The sequence below is a fragment of the Streptomyces sp. NPDC005151 genome (assembly GCF_053599875.1).
This window is the reverse complement of sequence record NZ_JBSFYR010000129.1, coordinates 1-15,111: the sequence shown is the minus strand read 5'-3', so window position 1 is coordinate 15,111 and position 15,111 is coordinate 1. Positions and strand designations below refer to the sequence as shown.

Here is a 15,111-nt window from a genome sequence, read left to right as displayed (position 1 = left end):
GGTGTCGACTCCGACCAGGCCCTGGACCCGGCGCTGGCGAAGTACAAGGACACGATCCTGACCTCGGTCGTCAAGAACGTCGACGCCGGTGTCTATCCGCGTGAGCGGAGCGGGAGCGCACCCGGCAAGCCGGGCTGGCCCCTCTGCTTCGCTCCGGGGCCCAACCGCAGCGCAAGCGGCCCGCGTTGCCGGCCTGCCGGCCGGTGGCCTCCGCTGCGCTCCAGCCAGTACCACAAGGCTGCGCCTTGTGCAAGCGAGGCGGTGGGCTTCGCCCACCGCCAGGTGCCCGGCTCCGCTCGGGCACCAACCGCAGGGCGAGCGCCCGTGCTGTGCGGGGTGCGGCCGCTGTGTGTTGGGCAGGGACAGCCTCCGCTTCGCGGAGGCGGGTTGACGGAGTGTGAACGCCCGTGCTGTGCGGGGGCGTTCGGCCACTATGTGGCCGGCCTTCCCTTCGCTGCGCTCCCCCCGGCCCCACACCCCTTGCACAGCAAGGGGTGTGGGGCCGTTTCATGGCTTTGGAGGCCCTGCCTCTTTGATCGACCTAGCAGATGATCGGCTCGCCAGGACGCTTCAGAGCCACGAGACCGTGCAGAACGCCCCGTAGCTAGAACGCTCATCACATGTCGCGTATTCCGTATTGTTGATCTTCGTCCAGACGAAACCGGACACCTTCGTGGGGGATCCGCCGTGGAAGGAGACCCAGTAGGACGATTCCACCATGAAGCCATCGGTGTCCGAAAGCGTGCCGCGGATGTCTTTGCTGCTCTTGCCCCCGGGCAACCACCAGTGGGTGCAGTTATACGCACCCACGGAATCGTTCCAAGCGTCGCACTTGGATGTGCCTCCCCCGAAGTCACCGATCTTCACGGTGTACGAACTGTCCAGCTTGTTGTACACGACGCCACAGACGATTTTGGCGGTGCAGCCCCCAGCGTGGGCAGCGGGTGCGGCGCCCAGTGCCGCGGCGAATGCCAACACCCCCGTCACTGCTACTGTTCTGATCCGCTTCATCACACTCATGCATTACCCCCAAGTGTTGACGTGCCATCAAGCGATGACAGTAGAAGGTGGCACCGAGAAGTTCAATGGGTTGCCCTCTCTTGAACTTGAATTCGTGATGTCGGTCAATCCGTGAGCAGGGCTCGAGCATTCTACCCACCACCCTTAGCGGCAACGTAACAGCAAGCCAGCTGCCTCGGACCGACTCACTGCTCAAGTTCGAAGACCCCGATAAGGTCGGGTTTGGCGGGTTCGCGCCACGTCAGAAAAGATTTAGGCTTCTTGTGCTTCATTTTTAGAGAGGGATAGACTCTGGACTCAGAGCGCACGCCTCCGGACCGGATCCGGAGGCTTATATCGAAATCTATCGCGCGGCCTTGTCTGCTCCTCTTATACAGAGGAACCAGTCAACCGCGTCAGCCCAACCGTAGCCCTTGTGGATCATCTACGTGCAGGTTTCTCGTTTGCCGCCGCTCGAATCGACCGGATGGAATCCAGGAGAAGACAGACGGACATGTCAACTACAAGCCGCGTTGATCAGCGTGAAGCCGCCCAGCGTGAAGCAATTGACGCGGTCCTCCGTGCCCTCGAATTGCCTGCAAGATCACTTGTGCCCGAGAGGGGACTCCGGACGCAGGTGATCATGGCGACCGGGTCCGGGAAAACCCGAGTGGCGGTCCGCAGCGCGGAGGAGCTCCACGCGGGCCGTGTGCTGGTGCTCGTGCCGAGCTTGGACCTGCTCGCCCAGACCGAGGCCGCGTGGCGCGAGGGGGGCCGCAGGGGGCCGATGATCGGGGTGTCCTCACTACGGGGTGAGGAAGCGGTCTTCCCCAACACCACGGACGTGGACGAGCTGGTGGAGTGGACGAGGGGCCTGGACAAGGTCACCGTCTACGCCACGTACGCGTCCCTCGGGCTCGGCACGCTGGAGCGGGCGCACGCCGCCGGCCTTTCCGCCTGGGACCTGATCGTGGTCGATGAGGCGCACCGGACTTCGGGCCGGATCGGGAAGCCGTGGGCGGTCGTCCACGACAACCAGAAGATCCCTTCCCTGCGCCGTCTCTACATGACGGCCACGCCCCGGCTGTGGCAGCTCGGGGACGAGGACGAGGCCGGCGCACCCGGCGAGCTGGTCGCGAGCATGGAAGACGACCCGGACGGGCCCTTCGGCAGCAGGGCGTTCACGTTGACGCTCTCGGAGGCGATCGACAGGGGAATCTGTGCCCCCTACCAGGTCGTATGCGTGGACGTGACCGACACGCAGTTCCAGGCCGCGCAGCTCCTGGGCGCGGAGGGCCGGTCGGACGAGGTCCGCGGGGCGCGGCTCGCCGCTCTGCAGACCGCGCTGGTGAAGGCGTCGGCTGAGGAAGGTTTCCGGCGCACGCTCGTCTTCCACCATGTCGTGAAGGAGGCCGAAGCGTTCGCGGCCGGCCTCCCTGACGTCGCGGCGCAGCTGCACGACAGCGACCCTGAGCTGTACCCGGCCACGATCTGGGCGGACTGGCTGTGCGGTGAGCACAAGCCGCTCCACCGTCGCCGCGTGCTGGGTGAGTTCGCTGACGGGATCGCCACGGACGGCACGGTCGTGGAGAAGGGCTACCTGGGGTCCGTGAAGGTCCTCGGGGAAGGCGTCGACACGAAGAACTGCGACTCCGTCTACTGGGCGGATGTGCGCGGCTCGATGCCCGACCTGGTCCAGGCGGTGGGGCGGGCGCTGCGGATGCAGCCGGGCGAGGGCAAGATGGCCAGCCTGGTCGTGCCGATCCTGCTCGGACCCGGGGAGACGGCCGACAACATGCTGACCAGCCGGGCGTTCGGCGGCTTGGCCAAGCTCTTGGAGGCGCTGCGGGCGCACGATGCCCGGATCGTGGAGACCCTCGCGGAGCAGCAGGCACCGAGCCGCTACAAGCCCGTCCACGAGCGTGAGAAGGGCGAGCGGGGTGAGGGTGCCGGGGATGGTGGGGGCGTGTCCGCGCCGGCGAAGGCGCTGCTGAAGTTCTCCACCCCGCGCGACCCCGCGGCGCTCGCCGCGTTCATCAACTTGCGCGTCCTCAACCCGGAGCACGAGCACTGGCGGCGCGGGGTGGAGGCCGCGGTCATCTTCGCCCGCGAGCACGGCGACTTGAAGGTGCCGTTCACATACCGCGTACCGGAAAGGGAGGAGGCCGAAGGGGTGGGGTGGCCGGCCTCGCTCGCGAACTTCCCGCTTGGGCAGTGGACCGCCGACGCCCGCCGCTTCTACGCCCGCGGCAACATGAACGAAGACCGCGTGGCTCAGCTGGAGAAGCTCGGCATGGTGTGGAGCCATTTCGACGTCGCCTGGGAGGAAGGTCTGTCGGCAGCGCGTGGGTGGGCCTCCGAGAACGGCCACCTCCTCGCGCCGCTGGACGCCGCCCACCAGGGCTACAAGGTCGGCATCTGGCTGAAGAACGCACGGGCCGCCGCCCGGCGGGCGGCGGAGATCGAGCAGCGGCGTGCCGAGGGGCTGCCGGTTCAGTCGTCGGCCGGGGCGATGTCGCCGGAGCGGCGCGAGCAGCTGGAGGAGATCGACCCGTCCTGGTGCCCCACCTGGCCGGTCGAATGGCAACGCGCCTTCCACCTCACCCGCCTCCACCTCGAAGAGATCGGCAGCGAACTACCCACCGAACCCGGCGTCGTCATGCACCAAGGTGAAGACCTCGGCCGGTGGGTCCGCGCGCAGCGCCTCGGCTGGGACAACCTCACCGGCGTGCAGCAGTGGATGTGCGAACAAGTCCTCGGCATCCAGCCCGCCAGCAAGGACGAGAAGCCCAAGCCCCGCACGAACCAGGCGCAGAAGTGGGCGCTGCACCTCGCCGCCGCCCGACGGTACTTCGAGCGCGAGGGGCACCTTCGAGTGCCGCGCAAGCACGTCGAGACGATCACTGTGGGCGCGGTCGACGGTGAGGACCAGGAGCAGCGGGACCTCCGGCTGGGTGCCTGGGTCGGCAACCAGCGCTCGCGGGCGGCAACGCTGACCCCGGAGCGGGTGGAGCAGCTGTCCCGGGTCGGGATGCGGTGGACGTGATGGCGTGCGGACAGGCAGCGGGCCGGGCAGGGCGTTCCTGCCCGGCCCCGCTGTTGAGGGGACAGCCGAGCCGATCCGGGGGTGGCCAGGCGGGCGGCGACACGCCGCCCGGTCGCCTTTCGGTCAGCGTTAAACGGCCCGTGGTGCTGCGGCTGGTGTCCGGGCGGCGGTCGTCATCCGGCTGAGCGCAGCCACTGCTGGTAGCTGACGGACTCAAAGCTGGGGCGCAGATAGCCGTCGTACCACTGCACCTCGGACGGGGCGGACGCCTTGCGTTTGGTGCGCCGCTTTGGCCGCTTTGACCAGGGCTGGGCGGGCTGCGGCGGGCGCAGGCGGCAGTGTTCGGCGAAGTCCGTCAGGGCGCGGGGCGGGTTGAGGAGGAAGCCGTCGCCGCGTGGGGACAGATGGAGCAGGTTCGCCGCAGCCAGCAGGAAGGGCCTGGCCCAGGACGGGACGGTGTAGGTGCCGCAGCCTGATGCGAAGCCGTGGCGGCGTGTGCCATAGCGGTCGTGGAGGGTGAGGGTGGTGGCGTCCTGATCGAGGTGGCGGTAGTGGATGGTGCGCAGCTGGGAGGTAGGGGCGCCGGTGAAGATGGCTGTGGCCAGGGCGGCGGCGAGTTGAGGGGAGGCGGTGCGGGCGGCCAGGCGGCGGCCGACCTGGTCGAGGGCGTAGGCGCGTTCGGGGACGTAGGGGCGGGCGGCTGGGGACGGGGTGCAGTCGCAGGCGGGAAATTCCTGGGGAAAATCGAGGTAGGCCAGGGCCGGAGCGGTGATCCAGCGGCCCTCGGTCCCGGGGCGTAGCGGCGCGGTCGTGGGGGCCTTGGCCAGTAGGTCCCCCGTCGGGGCCTCGGTGGACACCGTGTGGTGCTCGACTCGCTGCAGCGCGGTGCGCATCACGGCCGGCGGGCGCCGGGTGTGGCAGACGGCGACCAGGTGTACGCCGGTGCGCTCGCGCAGGGTGAGCAGGCTCGACCAGCACTCGGCGTCCAGCAGGTGGGCGCGCAGCACAAGGAGCCGTGGGTGGGGCAGCGCCAGAAGCCATGCTGCGGCGGTGTTCCAGACGGGCGGGCCCGCTTTGCCCCAGTCCCCCGGCAGCTCGGCCGGTTTGCCGAGGGCGGAGAGGATGTCGAAGCCGAGCGCCTGGTGATTCATGGCGGGGGTGGGATGGACGGTGATACGGCCGGCGGGCAGGCAGTGCGCGGCCAGGGCGGCGCGGGTGACGGCGGCATCGTCGGCGGGGTCCAGGAGCACGGTGACGGGCACAGCGGACGGGAAGACGACCTTTCTGCTCATGTCAGCGTCACCGGCACGGCTAGTGGTGCGGCGATCGCGGTCACCGGGTGTCCTGGTGCGGCAGGAGACGGGCCCGCAGCAGGTCCTCGAGCACCGGGTGGTCCGCACGGCCGCCCGAGGGGCGCAGCAGGCGCAGCGTGTGGTGGGTGGCCGCCGCCCAGCGGCGGAAGTTGCCGTGGCACAGACGCGTATCCAGCATCGAGACGGCCAGCGGGTCGCTTGTCTGCCACAGCCGATGGAAGCGCGGGATAACCCAGCGCACCTCTTCTGGGGTGAGCGCGGGGACCTTCAGCCACACCGCGGTGCGGGAGGCCAGCATCTTCTGGCGGCGCAGCACCGCAAGGCCCCGCTCGCCGGCGGCCAGAACGATCGCCAGGCGGGTGTCTGGGGCATCGAAGAGGTAGCGCAGGTACTCGAAGCACGCGGCATCCAGCCGTTGGGCCTCGTCCACCACCAGCAGATGCTCACGTCCGGCCAGCACGTTGCGCATAGCTGTATCGAAGGCCCCGGGGTCCTCGGTCCGTACGCCGGTGAGGTTCAGCGCGTCGGCGAGGTGGGCGCGCAGGGCCGCCGGGGTGGGGGCGGGGCGCGGCATGAGACGGACCAGACGTGCACGGCGGGCGGGCACAGCGCCGGAGGCCAGCACGGTGTCGAGAGCGAAGGTCTTGCCGCATCCGGCGTCCCCGTACAGGCACATGATCGCCTGCTGATTCATCGTCTGCTCCAGGCCACGGGCCAGGTGCTCGAGTACGGGCACGGATACGGTGGCCGCGCCGGGCAGGGACAGGTGGTGCCGTGGCGGATACGACGGGCGGCGCCGGACAGCCGGCGTGGGGACGGCGGACGGGCGGGCCTTGGGGGTGCGGGCCGGTGCAGAACGGGCCGGTGCCTGTGAGGCGCGCGAGGACGCGCCGGTGGTGCGGCTCATCAGTTCTCTCCCAGGCGGCTGAAGGCCCACCGCAGCACCTTGGTGTCCACTTGCTCGCGCTTCAGCCGTTTGCATCCGATCCTGACCTGAGCGGTCAGCCAGGCCCAGTTGCGGAAGTTGCCGTGCGCGGCGTGTTCGTCGGCGAAGGCGATGTCGTCTTCTTTCGCGTTCTCCCACACCGGGTGGAACAACGGGATCACCTCCAGTACCTCCTCGCGGGTCAGGGGCTTGAAGCGCTGCCAGATGAAGATCCGGGAGGCGAGCATCGGTTCCTTGCGCAGCACCGTGTAGCAGCCCTGGCCGCCGACGAATACCAGCGCCAGTTGGGTGCCGTAGTCGTCCCACAGGTAGCGGAAGTACTCGAACACCTCGGAGTTGAGCCACTGTGCCTCGTCCACGACCAGCGTGCGCGGTTTCGTGGCGAGCGCGTCCTTGAGGAGCCGGTCGAACTCGGAGGGAGCGCCCGGGGCGTCGCCCTTCAGGCCGAGCGCGGCGAAGATCTCGTGTCTCACCGCACGGGCCGTCGGGCGTGCGCGGAAGGTGATGCGCCGTACCTCCTCGCCCGGCTCCAGCTCCCGCAGGCACGTATTGACCGCGAGCGTCTTGCCGAACCCGGCATCCCCGTAGACGCACATCATGGCCCGTGCCTCGATCGTGTCGGCCAGGTTCTGGCGGGCGCGGACCAGGGCAGCGGTGGACACGATGTGCGCGCCCGGCAGCGACAGGTACTGGTCCCCCTCGGCCGGGGGCAGCATGCCGGTCATCGGTTCCCGTCTCCTTCTTCTTCACCGGGCGTGTCCAGAGAGCCGGCACCGTCAGGCGCGGCGGACGGGCCCTGGGGGCGCTGCCGCGTGCGCAGCGAGGCCGGAGTGCGCCAGTGATCCGGGGGCGGCGCAGGCGGGATCAGATCGGGCAGCGCCCACTCGGCCGCATCGCCAAGCCGGGTCCTGGCCGCCTCGTCGGCGGCTTCGGCCGCGGTCAGCGTGCCCAACTGCTCGGGCTGCCTGGCTTCCGTGACCGCCGCGTACTTGGTCCGGGTGTGCCGGGAAGCGGCAGCCAGCGCGCGGGCCAGGCGCCGCTTCTCGGCCTCCTTGCGGCGGCGGTGGGCCCGCCTCTGCTCCGGCGTAGCCGCGTCCGCCAGATGCGCCGGGCCCAGGTGCTTGCCACTGACCGCGTCGAACACCTCGATCTCGTGGTCGTGGTGCGGGATGTAGCGGATGTGGACCTTCGTGCCCACATCCGCGCCGCCGTGCATCCACTCCCCCACGTAATACCGGTTGTTCCACCGCACCACGCTGGTGGTGAGCGTGCGGGTCCGGCCATCGTCAGCGAGCGTGTACCGGTACAGCAGACCTGGGTCCACGTCCTCGACCGGTGTGGGATCGGCCCGCCACGCCTCAAGCGGCGTACGCCCATCGAGAGCCTGCGAAGCGTGCTCGGTGTTCCACCACGTGGTCCACTCCAGCAGCAGGCGGACGAACTCGGCGAACGGCAGCGGATCCGCGTCGTCGATGAAAGGACTACGGGCACCGGGGCGCAGCGCGGCGGACGGGGCGTGGGTGTAGCGGGGCAGCGAGACGAAGAACATCTGCTCGGCGCACCTGTTCAGGTTCTCCACCGTCCCCTTCAAGTCCGGCCGGTAGGGCGGGAGATCCTGGACCGGCACCGCGAAATGGCCCAGGGCTCCGGTGACCGTACGCGAGAGGAAGTCGGCACCGCGGTCGATCCGCACCAAAGACGGCAGACCACCGATGGGCCCGTACGGCCCCGTCGGCTCTTCGTCACGGGACAACGCGATCCGCAAAGCGGCCAGGATCGCGTCCCTCGATGGCTGGTGCGGCGTGATCGCCGCGCCCGGAACCGCGCCGGTGGCGCAGTCGATGAACCACGTCACCCACGGGAACACCAACTCGCCGTCCAGCAGCACCTCGACCGGGACATGCTTGTGATCGCCCTCCCAGCAGGCATTACGCCACAGCCTCGGGCGCCGAAGATGCACATCATGACGCCGCCTGGCCCGCTCACCACCGACAAGAGCCGCACGCTGCCCCGCGTTCAGGTCCAGGCGGATCGCCCGGTGCAGCGTCGCCAGCGAAGGCACCTCAGGTGCGTTCTCTCCCTTGGCGCGGGCCGCGGCGGCCTCGGCCACCAACTCCCGGTGCAGCGCGGCCGCGTTCCCGCACCACGCCGCAAGCCGCCCATGCAGCCCCTCATCGATACGGAACCGGGGCCGTTGGACCGGCTCCAGACGCCCCTGGCGAGCAGCGTCCAGCCACCGCCACACCGTCCGCACAGACACCCCCACCGACACGGCGACCAGCCGCACATGCACCGTGGTCAAATCCCCGCGCCCGTCCAGCGCCAGTAACCGCGTAAGCGCCTGATCACGCCCCAGCCCCCGCTCCCCCACCACGAAAGACACTGGAGAGGATGCATCGCTGCTGTCAAACCGCTCCACCCCGGCCATACCGCGCCCCCTGCACACACAACATCCAGAAGGGAAACGATCCGCCAACTACCGAACAGAACACGGAACTTCACACAACTCCGGCATCCACACATCCTCCAAGCGCTACACTCCCGCGCCGCTCAGGAATCTGCACCACACCGACAGCCAGTCGTCACCACGAAGACACCACAACCACACCACCCCGATGACACCACCGACCCCATCACCCCAGACCAGCCACCACAGACCTGTCCGGTGACATCACATTCACACCAGTGACATTCCCACTCAGATTCGCAGGTGCCGCCTCGAATACGCAACAGGAAACACGGTCACTAGAATTCCTTCGGTGGTGGCTTTATCTGCCGCGTTGGCGGATCACCGGCGGGCGATGGCTCAGGGCGATTGCAAAGTCGTCTGATCCCGGATCGCTGCAGGTCAGTTGAGGCCAATGAGGTCCAGGGGGCGTTCGTAGGGGCGGAGGGTTGTCGTGCGGAGTCCGGCGGCGATGTTGGTGTGGCCGGCGGTGCGGAGTTGGTTGATGGCGAAGCTGCGGAGGGTGGCCATGTTCTCCGGGCCGTGTCCGGTGCGGATCTTGGAGGCGTCCTCGCGGAAGGCGGTGTCCCGGACGAAGTGGAGCCTGTTCTCGATCACCCAGTGCGCCCTCAAGATCGTTGCGATCCGTTCGGGGGACGCCTGTCGGCTGGTCAGGTCGGTGATCACGTAGACGGTCTCGCGGCTCTGCTTGCCGGTCTTGGTGTCGGTGCGGTGGCGTACGACCCTGGCGACCTGGGCGGCGTGCGGGAAGTCGACGCCGAGGTCGGTGACGGTCAGGGCCTGCACCACGCGTGTCTCTTTACGGCCGTGGCCGGTGGTGCGGTCGTAGAACTTCGCCGTCGCCTCGCCCCAGGGCAGGGTTCGCAGCTGTTCGTAGAGGTTCTTCTGGTTCCGCTTCACCGTGAAGGCGTAGTGCGCCTTCTTGGTCTCGACGAGGAAGCGGGCGTGGTCGCGCTGGGTGTGCAGAGCATCGCCGGTCACGGTGACTCCACGCAGGTCGAACGGGTCCAGAAGGGCGGCGAAGCACGTGATCTCGTTCGTCTTCTCCGGGACCCTGAGCTGGGTGACGGTCATCCCGGTGCCGGTCATCGCGGCCAGCAGGTGGGCGGCCGGGGTGGTGCCGTGGCGCGAGCCGCGGGCGCTCTTGCCGTCCAGGGCAAGGGTGTCGCTGCCGGACGGGTCGTGGCCCAGGAGATCGGCCAGGCCGCCGGGGCAGGTGTCCTTGATGACCCGGCGGAGGGTCGCGCCGCTGGGCGGAATCCGTACGGACAGGGCGGTCGCGGTGCGGGCGCCGAGCCGGGCCAGGACATCCTGCGGTGCCTCGGCCGCCCACTCGCCGATCGCCACGAAACTCCTCGCCCCGGTCACCACGGCAGAGCAGGCGATCAGCAGCACCGCCACGAAAGGGTGACGCTTCCCGCGCCGGCACCGCGGATCGGCCAGTGCCCGCAGCCGCTCGGCCAGCGGGCCGAGCGCACGGTGCTGACGGGTGGGCGACTTGACCAGGCAGACGGTGGCAGACTGACGGCACATCGAAGCTCCGTTGCGGGACGGCGACTTGGGAAGGTCACCTCCACAACGGAGCTTCGTTGCGTGTGGTCGCGCACCCGACCAGCATCGTCATACCGCCGTGACCTGCACATCCGAGAGATCACCACGACTTTGCAATCGCCCTGGGCGATGGCTGCGCGGGAGGAAATCCGCGTCCCGTGGCTCTCCGCACGAGCCGCGCTCCAGTCCCCGTCGGCCAGCCCGGTCCGCGGTGACCGGTCCACTCCTTCGAGTCCGCCTCCTGCTGCCCGAGCTGGCCGACGCAGCAGCGCGCCGTACAGGCCGCGTACGACATGCGGGCGGGTCAACAGCACGGCCACGCTCCAGGAAACGCGGCAGCGGGCGCTCACCACGGCGGACGACCTGATCGCCGCCACCGGGACCGCACTCGCCGGATGAACACCACCCCCGCAGGGCGCGGGGAGCACCTTGACCTCAGTTCTCTTCCGGAGCTGAAGGAGGGACCATCCCCGCACGTGCGGGGAGCGGGCAGCCGGCGTGTAGCGCCGGATACCGAACGCCCGCCCCGGGCCCTTTCAAGGTGACTCCGCGGGTTCGGGGATCGTCAGAGGCCTGTGCCAAGCTCCCTCCATGACCACCGCACCCACAGGCGGCGAGTTCGAGATCAGCCCCGAACTCGCCCAGCGCATCGCTGAGATCACACCCGAGCAGACTGAAGCCCTCGCCGCCGCGATCGGCCGGCTGCAACCCGCACTGGTTTCCATGAACAGCCAGCTATCGGCAGGGATCACCAACGTGATCCAGCCGGCCGTCCTGAACTTCTCCCGGGTGCTGTCCGAGGTCAGCATTCCCGTAATGGATACCTCGTGGGCGGACCATCTGATCGAATCCGTGCAGGGCCTGCACTTGAGCGACAGCGCTTACGCGGGCATGACGGACACGCTGGCCCGCGTCGCGGAGATGGCATCGTCCCTGGACCTGAACTCCGAGCTACCGGATGACGTGGACGGCGATCTGGAGGAACTGGTCGACCAGGGCGTCACGTTCGCCATGACGCAGGGCGCCGGGTTGTCTCGGGAGGCTCAGCTCAAGCTGGCGCTGTACTTCGTCGGGGCCTTGGTCTTCATGCTTCTGATGCAGGGGATGGTGCAGAGCGAGGCGGTGAACGACCTCGTACAGAAAGCTGGCGTGGCTGGTCCGGCTGCTGTTCTCGCGATGGCGGTGACGGCCCGCCAGTTCAACAAGCTTTTCCCGCCGCCGCCCAGCGACGACGAGGCCGCGGAGTAGCCGCACGGCTGCTACACAGGATGAAGCTCGCCTCGTGTGTGCGACACGCGTGCGCCTTGGGGTCGTCCGGAGCGCCAGGCCGCGGCGACGGTGAAGAAGAACGTGGCCGCGCCCGCCGGTCCGCCCGCCGCCGGGAAGGGTGAGACCTCTTTCCCGCTCCGGGGAAAGAGGTCTCGGCGCGCTTGCCCGGCTTGCCCACTGGGCCTGACCAACGAACGGGTAGCCGGCGGATCGAGGGGTTCACACTCCCGGTGCACCCCCCGGAGCGCCGCCGGAAACGCCCGTCTAGCACCCGGTTCAGCCAACCGTCGGCGCAACCCACCGCCGGTCCGCGCCCCGCAGGCATGCCCGCCAGCGGGGGGTGCCTGCTTGTGACCGGAGCTGTGACAAGGCCGCTGTCACCGCCGGGGCCGGCCTTCACATCGGTCAGCCACCTGCGCCAGGCACCTGCGCTCATCGCCTGCGGTGCAGCAGAACCACCGTGGCGACGAGCAGCCCGGCCAGCGTGGCAATGCTCAGGGCCATCGTGAGCGGCTCCTTGAGTGCCGGGTACGCATGGACGAGGAAGGCGCCGAAGGCGCACGCCATCAGCACGACCACCGCCCCGATCACGATCACTGGCAACACCCACTCCGCCCGGCCGGGAACGATCGGCGTGTCGGGCATCGGTGCGGGAGCAACGTGAGGCTGGGGCGAGTTCGGAGTGGTGGCGGCCATGGGTTCCCCCTGAAGTAGATGACGGGCGGAGCAGGTAGCGCTTCGTCCCTTTGGGTTCGGTGAGCTTGGAGCGCGGCAGTCACGGTGGGAGCAGGCCGGAGCAGAACCAGGTCATCCGGCGGTGGGCGCGGCGGGCTTCTGCGGCTTACGCGGCCGGGTGATGAGGGCGCGCTGGTACTGGTGGGCGATGGTGAAGCCGAGGGGTGCGAGCGGAACCTTCTTCTTGAAGGCTCGTGTCTGGATGAACTCGAGCTCGACGAGTTGCTTCAGGCCGCGTTCGTGGGTGTCGGGGGACCAGCCGTACCACTGGGGTGCCCATTCCGCGGGGAAGGTCGCCCAGTGCTTCTCGCGGGCGACCACGAGGAACAGGGCCAGGCCGGGCAGGCTCAGTTTCTCGTCGCGGCCATGTGTCCAGAACGTAGTCGGGATCTGCAGGAACCGGTTCTCCTCGGTGTCGCCCTTGGGCCGGTCGTAGGCCTTCCCGGTGCCGTCCTCGCGCAGCAGCGTCACCTTGATCATGGTTCCGCTGCGGCTGCACTCGATCAGCTTGCGATCCGCCAGTCGGCACAGGGCCCGCCAGGCTCCCGTTCGCGCGGACTGAGAGTTTGCGGTCTTGTCGATGTCCATCAGCCGTGCCCATACCGCGCTGTCGTGCTCGGTCGTCCAGCCCTTGTCCCCGTTGCTGCACGCGGCCACGATCATCAGGTAGGCCCGGAGGCCACGCAGGTCCCTGCCGGTCACGAAGTCCTTCAAGGGGCCCGGTCGGCTGTCGGCCCCCTTGTTCGCCTGGACGAAGGTCTTGCGCAGCGGCACGTTGGCCCGGATCGCGCGGGTCAGAATCGCCGCTCGGGTATCCCGTCCGGATGCCGCGTTCTTCTGCATGTCCTGCCCGGCGTTCGCTGTCGTCTTCATGCCCTGAACCGTAGCTATGCGGGCGGCCAACACCCAAACGATTCAGCGCCGTTGAGGCCGCCGAGCTAGCTTATGATCATGGACGTGCCAGCGGGTCTTGTCAGAGCCATGTGTGATGACCATGTGTAAGGGCAAAGTGAGAGTCCCAGGTGAAAGTTCAACTGGGATGACTAACTACATTGGGATTCAGGACGTGTCGGCGTCGGAGCCTGCACGCCCCGCCCCGGGCCTCCGGCGCGACAGCGAACTTTGCCGACCACTTCACCCTTCCCGCCGTCGCGCCCGTTATGTCCGCTTCGCCTGGCGCGGGGCGTCCGAACAGCGCCCGCCGCGAGGGCCATCGAGCTGCTCGGCCGCCAGGAACTCCTACCCAATCCGCGGTGGGCGTAGGAACCTGCCGGGGCCTGGGGTGGGCGGCTGGCGTGTGGCACCGGTGACGGAACGCCCGCCCCGGGCGACCACCGGCCGGCCCCGGAGCCCTCGGTGGTACTTCCCGGACCGTAGTCGGCGAAACGCCACCGGACACCCCGCCAGGTCCCGTCCCGACGGAAGGGCCGCCCCAGGACCTCCACCACCACGACCCGCCGGGCGGTAATCGCCTCCAGCGGGCCGCTGAGCGCCGATCTCCGCCCTGGACGACCGAGGGGGCCCAAAGCGGGAGAACGGCGCTCACCGCGGCGCCGAAGCTGTCCCGCGCTTCCTCTCTGTCTCTGCGGTCGCTACGGCTGTCGCTCGACTTAGGGCTTGGTAACCCGAAGCCTGCGGACTGTGCCCACTCCGTTGCACCGGGTCTTTCCTTCCTTGTGCAGCTCTTTCACTGCTGCTCTGATGTGCCTTTCACGTGCCTCACCGGCAACTCCGGCCATAAGTTGCTCTTGGTGGTTATCGACGAGGAAGTCGCCCTTCGTTTCGAGCAGATCCGTAATGTTTCTGCGGATCGTATGAACCCATCCCTGTGCTAGAGAGGCTTCTTCCTCATCAAAGGCGTCGCCCAGATTCCAGAGCGTGCCATTCTCTGCAGGAGGAAGCTGGGCACGGCGCCATTCGACCTGGGCGAGGCTAGCGGCTTCTCCGAAGAGCCACATGCCGTCGTTATGCCGGGTGAAGAGCACTAGGTTGTAGGCGACTTGGTGGTGTGCTCGGTTTCGGACCTCGATGGTCCAGGCTCCGGATCCGATCTCGTGGCTCACGCGGTCCACGAAGCCGTTGGTGATGCGCTCCACGGCTTCCTGGTTGTCAGCTGAATCGAGGAATTCCCCGCGCCACCAGTCGCCGCCGCAGGCAGCGTCCATGGCGTACAGCGTTGCCGGTTTGCGTAGGTTCTGTTTGGGACTGGTCAGCAGGCCACCGATCCTGCGTACGGCGTTGGCGTTGAAGTTCAGCAGCACTTCGGTGGCGTGACGCCCGGTGAGTCCCTGCTGTGCGCGTGAGCCGAAGATGTCCTGGGTCAGTGCGTCGAAGCCCAGTCCCAGGCCGAAGGGGTCGAGGAAGGCGAAAAGCGGGGATCCTGCGGCGCGTTCGAGGACGGATCCGAGGTGCTTCTCGGCCCGGCCGTGGAGGGCTTGGGCAGTCAGCCCTTGGCTCTGGGCTTCGGCGACTAGTTGGGAGAGGGATCGGTAGCTCTTGCGGCCGCGCTCGATGAAGTAGCAGTCGAGCTGGCGGAAGCCGGCGACGCGCTGAGCGGCTTCGAGGATGAGGGCTGGTGAGCCGGGGGTTCCGTCTTCGTAGCGGCCGGGGCCGGCGTAGCTGTCCAGGTAGACGACGCGGCCGCCGGGTGCGTAGGCGCCGACCTTGCTGGCGAAGGGGACGACGTACCGGCTCAGCCCGGATCCACCGGCTTGATTTCGGGTTGATCGTTTCGGGGGTGTGCAGGCCGTGTCGGGGCTGGGTTGCGGATTCGGGCGTGGGGTGG

Annotated in this window: 11 protein-coding genes; 2 read left to right on the top strand and 9 right to left on the bottom strand. The window is 68.5% G+C overall.

Features of this window, described 5'->3' with window-relative positions; translation table 11 throughout:
• Positions 1 to 570: 570 nt before the first annotated feature.
• A complete protein-coding gene (locus tag ACWD6R_RS36675; protein WP_451822710.1) occupies positions 571 to 1,020 on the bottom strand; it encodes a hypothetical protein in 450 nt (149 codons plus the stop codon).
• 466 nt (positions 1,021 to 1,486) lie between these two features.
• Between ACWD6R_RS36675 and ACWD6R_RS36670 the strand changes: the two genes are divergently transcribed.
• A complete protein-coding gene (locus ACWD6R_RS36670) occupies positions 1,487 to 4,045 on the top strand; it encodes a Helicase associated domain protein (protein WP_451822709.1) in 2,559 nt (852 codons plus the stop codon).
• A 173-nt stretch (positions 4,046 to 4,218) separates the two neighbouring features.
• Here the strand turns inward: ACWD6R_RS36670 and ACWD6R_RS36665 are convergent, their stop codons facing one another.
• The 5 genes from ACWD6R_RS36665 to ACWD6R_RS36645 all read right to left on the bottom strand — a co-directional run bounded on the left by ACWD6R_RS36665 (position 4,219) and on the right by ACWD6R_RS36645 (position 10,304).
• Positions 4,219 to 5,337 carry a hypothetical protein gene (locus tag ACWD6R_RS36665; protein WP_451822708.1) on the bottom strand — a complete coding sequence of 373 codons (1,119 nt, stop codon included), beginning with the start codon at positions 5,335 to 5,337 and terminating at the stop codon, positions 4,219 to 4,221.
• Between the two features lie 40 nt (positions 5,338 to 5,377).
• Positions 5,378 to 6,265 (bottom strand): AAA family ATPase, encoded by an 888-nt coding sequence (locus tag ACWD6R_RS36660; protein WP_451822707.1) that lies wholly within the window; start codon positions 6,263 to 6,265, stop codon positions 5,378 to 5,380.
• Positions 6,265 to 7,029 carry an AAA family ATPase gene (locus ACWD6R_RS36655; RefSeq protein WP_451822706.1) on the bottom strand — a complete coding sequence of 255 codons (765 nt, stop codon included), beginning with the start codon at positions 7,027 to 7,029 and terminating at the stop codon, positions 6,265 to 6,267. Before ACWD6R_RS36655 ends, ACWD6R_RS36660 begins: the two co-directional genes overlap by 1 nt.
• Positions 7,026 to 8,660, bottom strand: coding sequence for a Mu transposase C-terminal domain-containing protein (locus ACWD6R_RS36650; RefSeq protein ID WP_451822711.1), 1,635 nt, complete (start codon positions 8,658 to 8,660; stop codon positions 7,026 to 7,028). Before ACWD6R_RS36650 ends, ACWD6R_RS36655 begins: the two co-directional genes overlap by 4 nt.
• A 492-nt stretch (positions 8,661 to 9,152) precedes the next feature.
• Positions 9,153 to 10,304 (bottom strand): ISAs1 family transposase, encoded by a 1,152-nt coding sequence (locus tag ACWD6R_RS36645; RefSeq protein ID WP_451822705.1) that lies wholly within the window; start codon positions 10,302 to 10,304, stop codon positions 9,153 to 9,155.
• A gap of 609 nt (positions 10,305 to 10,913) precedes the next feature.
• On the opposite strand from ACWD6R_RS36645, the gene ACWD6R_RS36640 reads away from it, so the two are divergent.
• Positions 10,914 to 11,570, top strand: coding sequence for a hypothetical protein (locus ACWD6R_RS36640; RefSeq protein ID WP_451822704.1), 657 nt, complete (start codon positions 10,914 to 10,916; stop codon positions 11,568 to 11,570).
• Between the two features lie 453 nt (positions 11,571 to 12,023).
• On the opposite strand, the gene ACWD6R_RS36635 is transcribed toward ACWD6R_RS36640, so the two are convergent.
• From ACWD6R_RS36635 to tcmP, 3 genes are all read right to left on the bottom strand, one after another.
• A complete protein-coding gene (locus ACWD6R_RS36635) occupies positions 12,024 to 12,236 on the bottom strand; it encodes a hypothetical protein (protein WP_451822703.1) in 213 nt (70 codons plus the stop codon).
• 162 nt (positions 12,237 to 12,398) lie between these two features.
• A complete protein-coding gene (locus ACWD6R_RS36630; protein WP_451822702.1) occupies positions 12,399 to 13,199 on the bottom strand; it encodes a hypothetical protein in 801 nt (266 codons plus the stop codon).
• Between the two features lie 737 nt (positions 13,200 to 13,936).
• Positions 13,937 to 15,111 (bottom strand): three-Cys-motif partner protein TcmP (gene tcmP / locus ACWD6R_RS36625; protein WP_451822701.1); only part of this gene is annotated, 1,175 nt, incomplete at its 5' end.